The sequence below is a fragment of the Microcoleus sp. PH2017_12_PCY_D_A genome (genome assembly GCF_020738565.1).
Classification (GTDB): domain Bacteria; phylum Cyanobacteriota; class Cyanobacteriia; order Cyanobacteriales; family Microcoleaceae; genus Microcoleus.
Genome location: NZ_JAEQCI010000040.1, coordinates 102,554 through 117,121, shown reverse-complemented (window position 1 = coordinate 117,121; position 14,568 = coordinate 102,554). Strand labels below are relative to the sequence as shown.

Genomic DNA, 14,568 nt, shown 5'->3' with positions numbered 1-14,568 from the left:
CCCTGTTTGGCCGATGCCCTGTTTGGCCAATTCCCAATTCCTAAATCTAAAATCTAAAATCTAAAATCTTAGATCTAAAATCTAAAATCTAAAATCCAATGTCCTACTGCTTAAACCCAACTTGTCAGAATCCGCAAAACCCCGGTGATGCAGAATTGTGCCAAAGTTGCGGCTCAAAATTGTTGTTAACTAACGCACAATCCCCATCAGCATCTCGCTACCGTACCATAAAGCCGATCGCCCAAGGAGGATTTGGCAGAACATTTCTAGCAGTTGACGAAACCAAACCCCAGACTTTTTCGCAGTGCGTCATCAAGCAATCTTTGCCGCAAAACACCGCAGCCGAAAAAGCCGCCCAACTCTTCCACCAAGAAGCAGCCCAGCTAGAAACCTTGGGGAAACATCCCCAGATTCCCGAATTAATCGCACATTTTGAACAAGACGGCAGACAATATTTAGTACAAGAATTTATCGACGGCAAAAACCTAGCCCGAGAATTAGAACAAAAAGGAGCATTCACCGAAACTCAAATTCGGCAAATCCTCAACGATTTATTGCCCGTGCTCCACTTTGTCCACAAATCCAAAGTCATTCACCGCGATATCAAACCCGAAAATATCATTCGCCGCCGCCTATCTCCAGCCCCTTTACCCGCCTTAGAAAATTCCTATCAACCCTCTCCATTCCAAAAAGATATCGTTTTAGTAGACTTTGGTGCAGCAAAAAAAGTAACAGCAACCGGATTGCCGCAAACAGGTACAATTATCGGCAGTGCTGCTTATACAGCCCCAGAACAATTGATGGGAAAAGCAGTTTTTGCCAGCGATATCTACAGTTTGGGCGTTACTTGCATTCACTTGCTGACTCACATTCCTCCCTTCGACTTGTTCGACAGCGCCGAGGATTCTTGGGCTTGGCGAAATTATTTGAAGAGTGCTGTTAGCGACGATTTCGGCCGCATCCTCGACACCATGCTCCAAAGTGCCACCAACCGGCGCTACAATTCAGCCTCCGCAGTCATCCAGCAGTTAAACCCCAAGCCAGTCTATTTAGACGCGCAGCCCGTGCTGGATGCACCGGAAACAGGCGCAGAATCGAAGCCTGCACTGGCAGCCGCACCTGGATTTTTGAGTCGGGAACAGCAAGCCGAAATTCAGGAAGCTTTACAAGAGGCGATCGCCCCGTACAATGTTACAATCCAAATCAGTCAAGCCAAGCAAAAGCTCAATATCGTCATCAACAGAACCGAAAACAATCCCGTTCACTATCCGCACTTATCCCAAATAATTGCCACCCGACTCACCGCTTTGCAGTTAAATAAAGTCACAGCCGTTAAGATATTGGGAAGAGTCAACAATTCTCGCGTCCCCGAGTGGAAGGAAGTATTGCAAATCGATCCCAAAATTCAATTAAAAAACAAACTCGTGCGGCTGCAACACAATCACTTAGCCAAGAAAATTGCCCCAGTTGCTACCCAATAATTTTGGCTGCCAAAGTTGAAAAATCAGGATTTCTGGCTCGATTCGCTCATATTTGCTTTAGTTTGGTTCATCTTTGGCTCTCAAATAGTCATCTTTAATTCTTGGTTCGCGCTCATAGTTGCCTCCGGTTTTATGGTCGTCAAATATCAAGTTTCCCAAAACAAAGAATTTGCAAATAAGAATTTATTTGCCAGTTTAGTAGTGCTGTTTCTGATAAGTGGTGGCATGGGCAATTCAAGGATTTTAAACACGGGAATATTCGGCGTCCTTTTGGGTTGCTTAGTTGTAGCATTGCCTCTGTTTTTTGTAAAGGAAAATTATCAGTAATCGTGAATAGCAATTCCCCCGACGGAACATCAGTTAAAAAATACGGTTTAGCCTTGCACACCTCAACACCCGAATTAGGTTTAGCAATCAGCAATTTTTCCGGCGATTCTCGCTGCCAAACTTGGAATTTGGGCCGCAGTTTAGCAACGGATTTGCACCAGCATTTAGTAGAGTTTATAGGGCCGCAAACTTGGGCGGATTTGGCTTTTATTGCAGTGGCGAAGGGGCCCGGAGGTTTTACGGGGACTCGCATGGGTATGGTGACGGCGCGGACTTTGGCTCAACAGTTGGATATTCCGGTTTTTACTATTTCAACTTTGGCGGCTGTGGCTTGGTTGGAACCCCCCCAGGCTTCGGGGCTTTTGGAATTAGAACCCCCCCAGGCTTCGGGGGGGCTTTTGAGTGAGGAAGTCCCCCAGGCTTCGGGGGGGCTTTTGAGAGATGATATTGCGCTGCAAATGCCTGCACAGCGGGGGCAATTGTTTGGCGCTGTTTATTCAGTTAACAGTAATTCTGGTGTAACTGAGTTGTTTTCCGATACGGTAATGACGGCGGAATCTTGGCAGGAAAAGTTGGGAAGTTGGGAAAATTCCTATCAGTTGATTGAAGTTGGCAGCGAGTTGGGTTCGTCGGTTTCTGGTGTGTTGGAATTGGCTTATTTGGAGTGGAAACAAGGAATTCGCCCTGATTGGTGGGATGCTTTGCCTTATTACGGGCAACATCCCGTGCAGGGAAAATGAATATTGGGAATTGGGAATTAGGGATAAGTGATGTTGACTTTTAGCCAATCCAATCCGAGATCCAAGTTGTACGTATCGTTAGTGACTTTTCCGACATTAGCCACCACAGCCTTTTGAAGGAGAGCTTTTTGCAATGGCATTATCAGCGGTTCAGCAAAGCTCTGATCGGCAACAATTTCTACCTCGAATCGATTGGCTTCATCATTAGGATATGTTGTGTCATATATACCAATCTTACCTGAGGCTTTATTAAGTTCCGAGATTAGGGCAATTGCCACTTTCCACCATTTGTAAGCTGCCTTGGTTGCCTTAGAATTGGTTCCATAAGCATTCCAAATCAGGATCGTTGTGATTGCTGACTGCCTAATATGACAACGCATAATCTTAGCTACGTGGCGATGTTCGTCGAGCGTGAAGCCATTACGTCGTCTGGATAGATTGTGCGGTGGATAAAGTCCTCCTGACGGTTGTTGATGAAATTCTTCTCTAAACCCCGCGAGCAACTCATTTTGCCACTTATCAGCTAACTCATTTTCCCCGTAGTAGCACTTTACTGGGTCAAGTTCAGCTTTGTAGCCGTCCTTGAAAAGAATGTAATTGGCTGGTACTTCACCACAAACGATGTTATCTAGGCTAAACTGGAGAGTTGACAATACACTATCAATATTGGTAGCAAGCCTGCCAACTTTTGAGGCTCTCCTGTAGCACCAACTAGATATAACACTCAGGTTTAGTGCTTCAGATCTCCGCTGTTTAATGTATTGCCCCAAATGTTTGTGCTGTTCAAAAGTAAAACTTTTATAAGTATTTTTTATTGATTGTTTTTGTCCTGCTGATTTTGTCATGCTCATCTCTCGGAAAATTTGGATTATTGATTTGATTCCATAAATCATAACATAAATTTTAGTTGTTTATTTAAGGGCGAGACAAAGTTCGAGGCAAAATGTTAATGTCAGCGGGTCTGGGTTTTCGGTTCGCAATTGGTCGATTTCATCGGGATTGCAGCCGCGAGATTCCATAAAATTGAGCATCCAGCTAGTTACTGCATCGATATCAATGTATTTTGCTCCGAGACATTCGGGGCAGGTTTCTCCGTTGACTGCGCCTGTGCCTTCGCACTCAGGGCAATCCCAGTGGGTGTTTATCGAATTGGACTCGATTAGGCTGTTGGTCATTTTAGGCAAAAGTACGTGCGTGCGTAGCTATCCCGCTCTTAATCGCGCTACAAGCTCATTTTAGCAATTTCTTGGTTGGGGGGAACTCCCAGCAAGACTCAACAGCATAAAAAGTAGATATTGCTCCGCTAAGCGGGCGAATGAGTAAAGATGGTGGATACGGTATCAGACACAACTGTTCGCGATTCTGTGATGCCCTCGGAGTCAAGGATATGCGGTTTGTTTATCACCACAAACTCAGGAGAGCCTTGGGTTTTCTTCCTCAATATTGGATGAATGTTTGGTTTCCTTCCTCAACCAAACTTACATTTCTGAGGGTGAAAAATGAATTATGACTTTTATGAACTCAAAATTATGATTTTTATGAATTGACTCTAAGCTCAGCTTGTTATACAATGTTAACCAACTAATGTTAGTATGTCGATTAAAAAAAACTAGGATCTTTTAAGATATGGAAAATCGACTGACTCAAACTCAACTAACGCAAATAGTAGCGGAAGTACAACGCCTTTCTAACCTCCGGGAAGCTGAACTTAGTTCCGCAGAAGTTACACAAATTTTGCAGGAATTGGGCTTGCCGACTGAGTTGCTAGATGAGGCTTTAATCCAGTTGCAGCGCCGGGAAGCACTGGCCCAGCAGGAACGCAGAAATCGGTGGATTGCTGGAGGAGTGGCTGCGGCTGCTGTGGGGGCGATCGCACTTACCGGATTTTTCATCCAACAAAGCCGACAGGCCCTGGATCGCATTTCAGTTCAACAAAACCGCATAACTTCCGTGCAGGATGATGGCGGCAATTTGACTGTTATTTCCCGCCAAAACAATCCAGAAATCTTTTACCGTACCACCTTAAAAGATGCACCTTTAGGCAAGAAACTGTCGGTAACTTGCGATTGGATTGACCCCAGCGGTCAAGTTGTCAAACAAAACCGCTATCAAACTCGCGAAATCGACAAACCAGTCTGGAATACTCAATGCCGCCACCAAATTGGTACTGCTGCTGCTAGCGGAAATTGGCAAGTTAAAATGTTTCTTGAAAGTCGGGCGATCGGCAGTACATCCTTCCAAGTTAAATAATTTTATATAATCGCGATCCTAAAATTTGTAAGGTGCGCAGTGCGCACCCTACATAGCTAAAGGTGCGCAGTGCGCTACATAGCTAAAAAACTCGCCTATAGATAGATATAACATGAAAATCACCAACAAACCGCGTCAGTAAGTATAACATGAAAATCACCAACAAACCGCGTCAGTAAGGTGCGCAGTGCGCACCCTACATAGCTAAAAAACTCGCCTATAGATAGATATAACATGAAAATTACCAACAAACCGCGTCAATTTGTAGGATACTGGGGCTGCGATTCTCACCACAAATTGGAAGCCCTACTAGCGACAACGATCGCCAAGTCTTTCAGCGAAATCCCAATTCAAAAAATCGAAGATTCTGCCAATTTCCCCACCGCAGTTGACGAAAATTATCCTATTTGGAACGTAGCCAGCACCGAATGCGATCGCCCGCCAAACCAGCCAATAAAAAAAAGCCGTACTTTGCAAATCGCCGCCCTCTCAGCCTCTGGAGTATCTACTTATCCATCAACCAACGGTTTGCTGTTACCTGATGCCTGGGCAAACGTCCGCGAAAATTGCCTGATTTTAGGACGAGAACCCTTCGGGCGAGTAACGCTTTACTGGACGCAAATTGAGCAGAGTATTTGGTTTGCATCGAGTTTGCAACTGCTGTTAAATATTTGCGAAAAACCCGATGTCAGCATTCCCGGTTTGTACGGTTATAGCTGTTTTTCCTACGTCCCAACTCCCTTAACTCCTGTAAAAAATGTGTTCGCAGTTCCCGCCGGAACCGAATTAACTTGGGAGTGCGATCGAGATAGCGGTGTCATTCTGAACAATCCATCAAAATGCTTGTTGCAATGGCGGGAAAGTTCAGAAGAAATACAAGACGAAGCAGAAGCAATAACACAATTGCAAAACTTACTTAAAGATGCCGTAGAACGTCAGATTTCCGATATCAATAGCAATGAAACTGTCGGAGTATTTCTATCAGGCGGTTTAGATTCCTCAGTAGTCGCAGCCTTATTAGTCAAAGCCGGAGTCAAAGTCCGCGCTTATACTCTCGACTTCGGCGATGCCGGAATTCCCGAATATCCTTGGGCCCAAAAAGTTGCCGATTCGCTGAAAATTCCTTTAGTAAAAGTAGATTCTAGGCCGCGCCGGATTAAACAAGTTTTGCATTCTGCTGTGAAAGCTTTAGATTTGCCCTTTGGCGACGGAGTTACAGTCCCGCTGTACCTGTTAAATGAGGCTGCGAGTCAAGAATGTGCGATCGTTTTTAACGGCGAAGGTGGCGATCAATTATTTGCAGGCTGGACGAATAAACCCCTGATTGCAGCGGCTGTTTATCAAGCAGCAAATCCCGCCGGAGACCAAACTTTTGCCTTGCAATATTTGCGAACTTTTCACCGCCTTTGGGGATACGAATCTAAAGTTTATCAGCCAGAATTTTACACGGAAATTCAGAATGTGCAGCCTCAAGATTGGCTGTTAGAGGCTCTTAATCCTGCGGTGGGCGCGTCTTTGCTGCATCGCCTCCGCCGCGCGGGTTTGATGCTGAAAGGGGCGCAGAACATCCATCCGCGCGCTGCTAATTTGGCTTTGGCTTTTGGTCTAAAAGTCCGATCGCCCTTTTGCGATTTTGCCCTCACAGACTGGACATTTAAACTATCGGGAGAACTGTGTTTGCGGGGCGCTTGCGAGAAATACATCCTCAAACGGGCGGTGGAAAATTGGCTGCCTGCGGACATAGTGTGGCGGGAAAAGCGCGGTATGGGTGTGCCCTTAACTTCGTGGTGTTTTAATGAATTTTGGCATGACATCGGCGACTGGTTGAATCCTGCCGTTTTGCTGTCAGAGAAACACTGGAAACCGGATTTAGCGGCTCAACTTATGTCCGGCAAATTCGCAGCCGGAATTCAAGGGCGGCGCATTGGCGAGATACTTTGGCTGTTGGTGATGTGGCAAAATTGGCGATCGCAAGTTTTAGGTGAGGAGGTGAAATATAAATCTTGGAATCATCCGTTTTGGTTGTCTCGATCGATTTGGAGTTATCGTCAGAGGTGGCAGGAATAAGAGGATCGAACCGCAGAGGGCGCAGAGGGCGCAGAGGGGAAAGAGGAGGGAGACGAGGAGTTTTCGATCGCAACGGTTTTGGGATAATTGTTAATTAAATAAACATCTACTTGATACTTATGCAAACAATTGATACTAGCAACTCGATTTTGAAAGAAGAGCCTTTTACTTTTGACTTAGCGAAAGAGTTATTAGCGACTTACGGTTCGCCGCTTTACGTTTATCAAAGCGATGTTTTGCAGCGGACGATCGCCCGCATTACTAACGCTATTTCTTATCCGCAAACTCAATTTTGTTTTGCCAGCGTCACCAACGGCAACATCGCCTTGCTGCAAATATTTCAAGCTTGCGGGTGGGGATTGCACGCGAATACACCGGGAGATATTTATTTGGGAATTAAGGCGGGTTTTGCGCCGGAAAACATTGTTTACAGCGGCAGTAATCTGCACCGAGATGAGATGGAACAAGTTCTCAAATGGGGTGTCAAAACTCTTAATTTCGACAGTCTCGCTCAATTGCAGTTGTGCTGCGAAGTGTACCAATCTCTTAGGGAAAACCAGCAGGTTTTAGAACCGCCCAGTCTGGGTTTGAGGCTGAATTTGCCCGAATTAACGGGGGAAAGTCGCATAGGAGTGCGATCGCCCGAATTTCCACAAGCAATTGCGATCGCAAAAACAGCCGGATTAAAGCTTAGGGGCTTGCATTTTTATCGCGGTACCGGCACCAATTCCACCGCAGCGTTTACTCAAGTAATTGATACGATAATTGCCGCAGCCCAGCAATTGCCAGATTGGGAGTATCTCGATTTTGGCGGGGGTTTTGGCTATCCTTACCACAGCGGAGGTACAGCCTTTGACTGGGAACTGTTTGGGGCAGAATTGACCAGCAGAATTTGTCAACTAGACCGCCCAATTGACTTAATAATTGAACCAGGGCGATCGGTTGTAGCGGGATGTGCTACTTTGCTCGCTCAAGTTGTTTCCACAAAATGGCAGGAAGCCAAACAAATTGTCGGTGTAGATACGACTGTTGCCAATCTTTCAGTACCGTCGGTTCACGGCGGTTATCGAGAGATTTATACCTGGAATTGCCGGGATGCTCTACATTTTACTGATGTTTGTGGCAATACGACTTATTCGCGGGATTATTTGGGGAAAAACTGTCAACTTCCGGCTTTGACAGTTGGAGAAATTCTCGGTATTTTAGATGTGGGAGCTTACGGATATGCGATGTCCTCGCACTTTTTGCACCGCCCCAAACCTGCGGAAGTGCTGTTAGAAAATGGCGGACATCGGCTAATTCGTGAGAGAGAAGATTACAGCGTTTTGTTAGCAAATCAAGTTTTTGAATAATCACTAGGAGATTTTTATGAAGTGCATCAAGTGCCAAACTGACAATAAGTTAAAAGAGCGCAGAGCCAATAGCTATCGCTGTAAAAAATGCAGCCATCAGTTTGCTTTTGAACCAACTCTAATGACAAATTTAAAAATAACTGACCCCATGTTTGCTAAGGCGATCGCCGATGTTTCTGTGAACCATACGCTGTTTTTTACTCCCCGACAGTTATTTTACTTTTTAGATCAGCGATCGAGAACCCAAAATGAGAATTTGTTTGGCTTGGTTTATCAGTGTATGTTTTATAATTTCTGGTGCTTTTTTATTGGTGGATTGTTTTTATTATCTGCGGGAATGACAAATGAACTTATTTACGCCATGTTGGCAGTAAATATTTTATTGTTAGCGATATTTTTTGTGAAGAGCCGTTCTCGCAAATATCCGTACAAACAACGGCAGACTTTTGCAAGAGCTTTGCAAATTTGGGGAGGAATATTTATGCTCTGCGGGATCGGCTTGAGTCAGTTGTTATATTCCTCCGAAGTGTTTTTCGCTAGTTTTGCGATCGGAATCCTATCTATCTATTTGGGAAGCCTAAAAATTCCTAAACTAACTCAAGAAGTTATTCTTACATTCAACCTGTTTCAATACTGGATTAATAAGTGGACAGAAATCAACTCCTCGATCGCAAAAATGCTACCGCCTCCCCGCGATACAAATAAAAATGCGGTCGTCAATCCCGATGTCAGCGCTTACAGTTTCGACAGATTGGTGGTGTGCGATCGCCCGGAAATTGCCCAATTTTTAATCGCCAACAATTTTCACTTTGAAAACAACTGTGCAGTCCTTAGTATTACCGGATATCCTCAAAGTATCTTCAACACAACTATGGAAATGCTGCGCCGCAATCCCGACTTAAGAGTGTACGCTTTGCACGATTGCAGTCCCAAAGGAATTGGTTTAGTTCACCACCTACGCACGAGTCCTAATTGGTTCCGAGATAACAGTGCGATCATTATTGATATCGGATTGTTACCAAAGCAAATTCTGGCGGGTGGCGGCAGTATGTTTGTTCTAAGTTCCGAGAAAAATGCACAAGATGCTAAACAATTATCAGCAGAGATTCGCCAAGATTTATCCGCTGAGGAATTGCAGTGGTTGGAATTTGGTAATTATGTGGAATTGGAATCGTTTAGTCCTCAGAAACTGATTCAAATTCTGAATCGAGGAATTGCTGGAAGTCGAGATATAGGTAGCGATGATAGTAGTTTAATTCTGCTAGGCGGTACGGATAGTTCTATCTATGTTGTTGACAGTTTTGGTTGAGGTTTGTGGGGGTATGTGGTATTGTCCATTTGTGTCAACGTCAACTTAATTTGTCAGCCCGCCAAGTCCTTTAGTAGACCCGCGAGTCCGCCAGGGGTTGAAACCCCTGTCTAATAGCGAAAGTCCTCTCAAAGAGGACTGAAGAACTCATTAGTCGTCTTCAGACGACTTTAGCTTTGAGGCAGGGGTTTTAACCCCTGCCGGACTCTGAGAAAGCGCGTGCGGAAAGATATTACTTATTACCTTGCAGCCAAAGTTCTAAACTCGTCAATAACCACAGCTTAACGCCATAACGGCCCCAAGTATCTCCCTCATAATCTAACCATTGTGCAATTAAAGCTTGATTACAATAAGGAGCAATAGCAGCTCTTCTTGACAATAGCAAACCCCTGGCTTCCCGCTGCCAAAACTTCTTAAACCCTAGCTGTACCGGGACTAGCATCCCACTTTTGGGCCTGTCCAAAATTTGAGCCGGCAGTAAATTTGCCACCGCTTGTTTGAGCACAGCTTTCTCCACAACCCCGGACAATTTGTACTCAGGCGGAATCGTCATACTCAAATCCACGATTCGCTGGTCAAACAAGGGCGATCGCCCGTGCAAGCCCGCAGCTTGAGTCAAGTTGTTCACTTTGGTCAAAATCTGGTCTGCCCCCTTAAACTTGATATTTAACGCCATTAATCGATTCAGATAATTGCCGCTAGCATTCAAATCCGCACTAAATACCGAAGGTTCTGCTTGCATCGCTGCCCAAATTTCCGGTTTTAAAAGTTGAGGTAAATCCGCCGCGCACTTTTGAAATGACAGCAAATATGCTGGCAGCGCATCCAAATTAGTGACAGAATTGTACAAGCTGTTCATTAACATTGGTTGATTTTTGGGGCCGCCAAAACAGGGATCGCCACCTTCGCCGTTGAGAATTACTTCGACGGATTCTCGCGCCATTCTTCCTAATAGCAAATTTGGCACTGTTAGCGGATCGCCGATCGGATCGTCTAAGTAACCCATAGTTTCTGGCAACTTTTTCCACATATCCCGAAAGCTAATTTCTAAAATGTGGTGTTCAGTTTGACAGTGTTCGGCGACTAGACTGGAAAATTCTAATTCGTTGGCGCATTCTTCCCCAAAATGAATTGAGTAACTGTGAATTGCCCGATCGCAAAATTGAGCAGCTAAAGCCGCGATGCAGCTAGAGTCTAACCCGCCGGAAAGAAACACGCCTACAGGTTGATTTTCCGGCAAATATTCTCGGACAATTTCATCTAAAAGAGAGCGCAATCTCGCGCCGTGCCATTCCAAAGATTGTTCGGCCTCGACAACTTGTTCTTGCAGTTCCCAGTAGGCCGAAATTGTCTCGTCAGGGAAGCTTAAAATGCTTCCTGGGCGCAGTTCTCGCACTTGCTGCCACAGGGTACGATCGCCCGGAACGAAGGAACAGCAGAGGTAATCTCGCAGGGCTACGAGGTCGATCGCCCTTGAGTGGTATTGTGCGATCGCCCGCAGTTGAGGCGCAATCCAGCGAATCGCGCCAACATTAGTGTAGTAGAGAGTGCGCGCCCCCGTGCGATCGCGCGCCAGCCGCAAAACCTGCGATTCCCTCTCCCAAACCGCAAACGCAAACATACCTGACAGCAGCGGCAAGCATTCAGCGCCCCAGCCTTCCCACAGTTGAGCGACTAATTGGCGATCGCACCCCTGCCAACTACTCGCAGAAATGCCCAATTTTTCCAGCAATTGCGATCGATTGCTCAGCCAAATATCGCCAACAATCACAAATTTTTCTGAGGGACTGAGAATGAGTTGAACGCTTGGATTAGAGCAAATAATCGCAACTTGACCTTCTCGCCACGCTGCATCATCTGCGATCGCATCTATTTTTCCCCAAGCTATTCGCCAACTTGAGGCAAATTCAACCAGAGGATTTGGAGGGAGAGAGGATTTTTTTTTCTGGCTACCTTTGAAAGTTAGAAATGATTTTTTATTGCTCATCTTTTAGGACTGATTATAATTCTAAATATTATCAATTATAACAGACCAAGGACTTAAATTAAATTGGTTTGTAGTGAGGAATGCGAGTCCCGATCAAAATCCTAGGACTCGCATTCCTCACTACAAACGAGTAAGGTGCGCAGTGCGCACCCTACTGTAGGGGCGGTGGATGGTGCGTGCCCGCCCTATTAGAGAGTTTATCGCCCGCTAGCCAAAGCCTCCCGCAATTTGCGATCGCCCCGCGATTTATCCCGAAGTTGTGGAGTCGCCATCCGCAACACCAAATCCAGCAACCAAGGCGCAATTCGGTGACACCAAACCGCTACATGACTTTGCCATCCTACCAAGATTTCCGGCGCATCTTTGTGCAATCCCGCAACAAGCGCTAGGGCAACTTTTTCGGGAGTTGTCGGTACTACCCACCGGAATTGCTCTAAGTCTCGTACCATGTCGGTATCTGTTAGAGATGGTAGCAAAGCTGTGACTCGAACATTGTAGGCTGTTAGCTCGCTGCGTAAAGCTTGAGTGAATCCCAAAATGGCAAATTTGGTAGCAGAATAAGTTGCCATTGTCGGAGCAGCAATTTTGCCCATCAAGCTCGAAACATTGACGATTGTGCCGTCTTTTTGCGCGGCCATTCGTCTCGCGACTAACCTGGTAATTGTGTAGGTTCCGAGCAAATTTAAGGCGATTTCTTCCTCAATTAACGGCAGCGGCGATCGCAAAAATGATGCTTGGTGCGCGACGCCGGCACAGTTGACTAGCAGGTGAATCGGGCCGCAATCTCGCCAAGCTTGGGCGATCGCAATATTCACCGCCACTGACTGAGTTAAATCCAATGCTAACGGCACCACTTCTGTACCAAAAACATCGATTTCCTCTGCCAATTCCATTAACTGATAGCGGTTGCGCGCTACAATCAGCAAGCGTTTGACTCCTTGTTTGGCCAATTCTAGGGCGATCGATCGCCCAATACCGCGCGAAGCCCCTGTAACAAGAGCTGTTTTTCCTTGAAGCTGCATAGATTAAACCCTCTGATTTTGATGCTCACCGTGTACGGAGTTATAAGTTGCGAGTTATGAATTTTGTGGAGTTAACTCAAGACTTTTGAATCGGCAACGTACACGTGAGTTGAACTAAACTTTGATTTGCCAGAAATTCATCAGGAATCTGGTAAGTCAACCTCATTCAAGCAGACAAACCTGAGATGGGAAAACAAGGTAAGAAATCACGCCAATGTTGGCTTAATTTCCTTCTTTCTTCAGTCTGCGGAGGCAGACTTTGCTTGTGTAGCCGCGAATTTATTCGCCGGATTGGTTATCCTTCTTCAGTCTGCGGAGGCAGACTTTGCTTGTGTAGCCGCGAATTTATTCGCCGAGGATATTCGCCAGGGACTCGTCCCAATTGGCCCAGAATATATGAGCAATATAGAGCATAATTCCATACCTCCTAGATATGAGTTTTTCATCTCTATACACACAGTAACAACGGGATCGATAAGCTGCAACAATTTTTAATAAATCTTCCGCAACACTTCTTTACAATCTCCTCAGACAGCCGATTTCCAAGTACCGTGAAAGCCCAAAGGTATGACACCAGGCAATTCTAGCTGACAAACAGGCGGGCGGGAAAGTCCGTCGCACTCATATATCCACACTTCGCTGCTATCAGAATTGCCGTCGTAAACAACTGTCAAAATCCAACCTTTCTCGGACGAAATATCTGGAACGTAGATGGGTTCTGCGGGATAGCGATTTTCGCCCATATCGGCAATTGTGAGATTTCGGGTTTGCGTGTCCAAACGGGCGATCGCCCCGTAAAGTTCCGCTACAATATCAATGTTCTCTTGATTCATTGCCAGATAAATATACCGCGAGTCTTGTCCTACTTCGGCTGGAGGTACGATGGGAAACTCGCAAGGTTTATCCAACAATTCTTCTATTCCTGTCACTTTCCCCGTCAGAGGATCGAGATGCACTCGGTACAGAGTACCCTCCGCATCAGTGCGAGTTTCACCAGTCGCTACTTCCTTCAGTCGTTGATTAGTTTGGAGGTCAACATAGCGCACAAAATCCACCGCTACCGAACCATCTTCGTTAACAAAACCGTTAGCAAAATGCCACTGAAACCAAGCATCAGTTTCGCCGCGACTCACTAAAGAAAGAGTATCAGCCTCAAAAACTAATATCTGAGTTCCTAACTCTGGTTTCCACTCAAACGAGTCGCTATAACTGCCAATTCCAGCTAACACCGACATCAGATTGAGTCGCACTGGTGGCACAAAAAATATTAGGTACTTTCCCGCTAAAACAAAATCGTGCAGCAAAGGTATTCCCTCTAAAGAAATAGTTGCTTTTTTAACAATTTTGCCTGTAAAATCACTTTTATACAGATTCAATTTTGTGGCGACACCAGGTGTGATTCCAAAATTAAAAATATTCCCAGTAATCGGGTCGCGCTTGCAGTGAGCGGAATAAGAAAATTTACTATCTAAATTGCCTAAATTGTCCGTTCCCTGAGTTTCCAGAGTTTGTAAATCGAGGCGGTGAGGCGGGCCACCTTCCCACAATGCTAAAAGGCGATCGGGTAAAGCTAACACAGAAGTATTCGCCGCATTCTTAACAGGCTTAGTCCACCGCAATAAAGCAGGGCCCGGTGCTGTCATGCCGTAATTACTGTAGAGAAATTTATTAGCTTTTTCTTCAGCTAGATAGCCCGCTGTTTGCACGTAGCGATAGACAGCCGTCGCGCCGACATCCGTAAAATCCACCGCCAAAATTGCACCGTCGCCATCAAACCAGTGTCCCGCAGCAACACCGCCGCGTTCCAAACGTGCCGGCCCGTTGCGGTAGAGAGTCCCGCGCAATCCCTCGGGAATATTGCCAGTTTTAACCGATAGCTGAGTCAGCGGAAACTCCGCAGCAGGACGGGCTAAAGATTTTGCCCAGGATTTTTTAGCTGAGATTTTACTGTCTGTTTTCATTGGCAACTGGCAATTTTTAGCTGAGCTAGCAGAACTTTTGCTATACAATTATAGCACAAATCACTTGACATC

11 protein-coding genes are annotated in these 14,568 nt (G+C 45.6%); 6 read left to right on the top strand and 5 right to left on the bottom strand.

From position 1 onward, the window contains the following. Positions 1-98 precede the first annotated feature (98 nt). Positions 99-1,481, top strand: a complete 1,383-nt coding sequence (locus tag JGK39_RS12745) for a serine/threonine-protein kinase (RefSeq protein ID WP_366048866.1) — start codon at positions 99-101, stop codon at positions 1,479-1,481. A 329-nt stretch (positions 1,482-1,810) separates the two neighbouring features. Further along, entirely contained in the window at positions 1,811-2,548 is a 738-nt protein-coding gene (gene tsaB, locus JGK39_RS12740; protein WP_293251699.1) for a tRNA (adenosine(37)-N6)-threonylcarbamoyltransferase complex dimerization subunit type 1 TsaB, read from the top strand. 17 nt (positions 2,549-2,565) lie between these two features. Here tsaB and JGK39_RS12735 read toward each other — a convergent pair whose 3' ends face one another. Together JGK39_RS12735 and JGK39_RS12730 are read right to left on the bottom strand one after the other, a co-directional pair. After that, a complete protein-coding gene (locus tag JGK39_RS12735; protein WP_293296490.1) occupies positions 2,566-3,393 on the bottom strand; it encodes a hypothetical protein in 828 nt (275 codons plus the stop codon). Between the two features lie 66 nt (positions 3,394-3,459). Then, entirely contained in the window at positions 3,460-3,723 is a 264-nt protein-coding gene (locus JGK39_RS12730; RefSeq protein WP_293251695.1) for a hypothetical protein, read from the bottom strand. 451 nt (positions 3,724-4,174) lie between these two features. On the opposite strand from JGK39_RS12730, the gene JGK39_RS12725 reads away from it, so the two are divergent. The 4 genes from JGK39_RS12725 to JGK39_RS12710 all read left to right on the top strand — a co-directional run bounded on the left by JGK39_RS12725 (position 4,175) and on the right by JGK39_RS12710 (position 9,526). Beyond that, positions 4,175-4,798 carry a DUF3859 domain-containing protein gene (locus tag JGK39_RS12725; protein WP_293296488.1) on the top strand — a complete coding sequence of 208 codons (624 nt, stop codon included), beginning with the start codon at positions 4,175-4,177 and terminating at the stop codon, positions 4,796-4,798. A gap of 234 nt (positions 4,799-5,032) precedes the next feature. After that, positions 5,033-6,865, top strand: coding sequence for an asparagine synthetase B family protein (locus tag JGK39_RS12720; RefSeq protein ID WP_293296487.1), 1,833 nt, complete (start codon positions 5,033-5,035; stop codon positions 6,863-6,865). Positions 6,866-6,984: 119 nt separating this feature from the next. After that, positions 6,985-8,217, top strand: coding sequence for a decarboxylase (locus JGK39_RS12715; protein ID WP_293251689.1), 1,233 nt, complete (start codon positions 6,985-6,987; stop codon positions 8,215-8,217). Positions 8,218-8,233: 16 nt separating this feature from the next. Continuing rightward, entirely contained in the window at positions 8,234-9,526 is a 1,293-nt protein-coding gene (locus JGK39_RS12710; protein WP_293296486.1) for a hypothetical protein, read from the top strand. A gap of 232 nt (positions 9,527-9,758) precedes the next feature. Here JGK39_RS12710 and JGK39_RS12705 read toward each other — a convergent pair whose 3' ends face one another. From JGK39_RS12705 to JGK39_RS12695, 3 genes are all read right to left on the bottom strand, one after another. Beyond that, complete coding sequence (locus JGK39_RS12705; RefSeq protein ID WP_293251685.1) at positions 9,759-11,513, bottom strand: asparagine synthase-related protein; 1,755 nt, start codon at positions 11,511-11,513, stop codon at positions 9,759-9,761. A gap of 197 nt (positions 11,514-11,710) precedes the next feature. Next, positions 11,711-12,535, bottom strand: a complete 825-nt coding sequence (locus JGK39_RS12700) for an SDR family NAD(P)-dependent oxidoreductase (RefSeq protein ID WP_293251683.1) — start codon at positions 12,533-12,535, stop codon at positions 11,711-11,713. Between the two features lie 527 nt (positions 12,536-13,062). Continuing rightward, the gene (locus JGK39_RS12695) at positions 13,063-14,496 is read right to left on the bottom strand and encodes a carotenoid oxygenase family protein (protein WP_293251681.1); all 1,434 of its coding nucleotides are present in this window, start codon (positions 14,494-14,496) and stop codon (positions 13,063-13,065) included. Positions 14,497-14,568 lie beyond the last annotated feature (72 nt).

Coding starts and splice junctions, on each gene's coding strand:
- JGK39_RS12745 (WP_366048866.1), top strand. CDS start 99: ATGTCCTACTGCTTAAACCCAACTTGTCAGAATCCGCAAAACCCCGGT.
- JGK39_RS12735 (WP_293296490.1), bottom strand. CDS start 3,393: ATGACAAAATCAGCAGGACAAAAACAATCAATAAAAAATACTTATAAA.
- JGK39_RS12730 (WP_293251695.1), bottom strand. CDS start 3,723: ATGACCAACAGCCTAATCGAGTCCAATTCGATAAACACCCACTGGGAT.
- JGK39_RS12725 (WP_293296488.1), top strand. CDS start 4,175: ATGGAAAATCGACTGACTCAAACTCAACTAACGCAAATAGTAGCGGAA.
- JGK39_RS12720 (WP_293296487.1), top strand. CDS start 5,033: ATGAAAATTACCAACAAACCGCGTCAATTTGTAGGATACTGGGGCTGC.
- JGK39_RS12715 (WP_293251689.1), top strand. CDS start 6,985: ATGCAAACAATTGATACTAGCAACTCGATTTTGAAAGAAGAGCCTTTT.
- JGK39_RS12710 (WP_293296486.1), top strand. CDS start 8,234: ATGAAGTGCATCAAGTGCCAAACTGACAATAAGTTAAAAGAGCGCAGA.
- JGK39_RS12705 (WP_293251685.1), bottom strand. CDS start 11,513: ATGAGCAATAAAAAATCATTTCTAACTTTCAAAGGTAGCCAGAAAAAA.
- JGK39_RS12700 (WP_293251683.1), bottom strand. CDS start 12,535: ATGCAGCTTCAAGGAAAAACAGCTCTTGTTACAGGGGCTTCGCGCGGT.
- JGK39_RS12695 (WP_293251681.1), bottom strand. CDS start 14,496: ATGAAAACAGACAGTAAAATCTCAGCTAAAAAATCCTGGGCAAAATCT.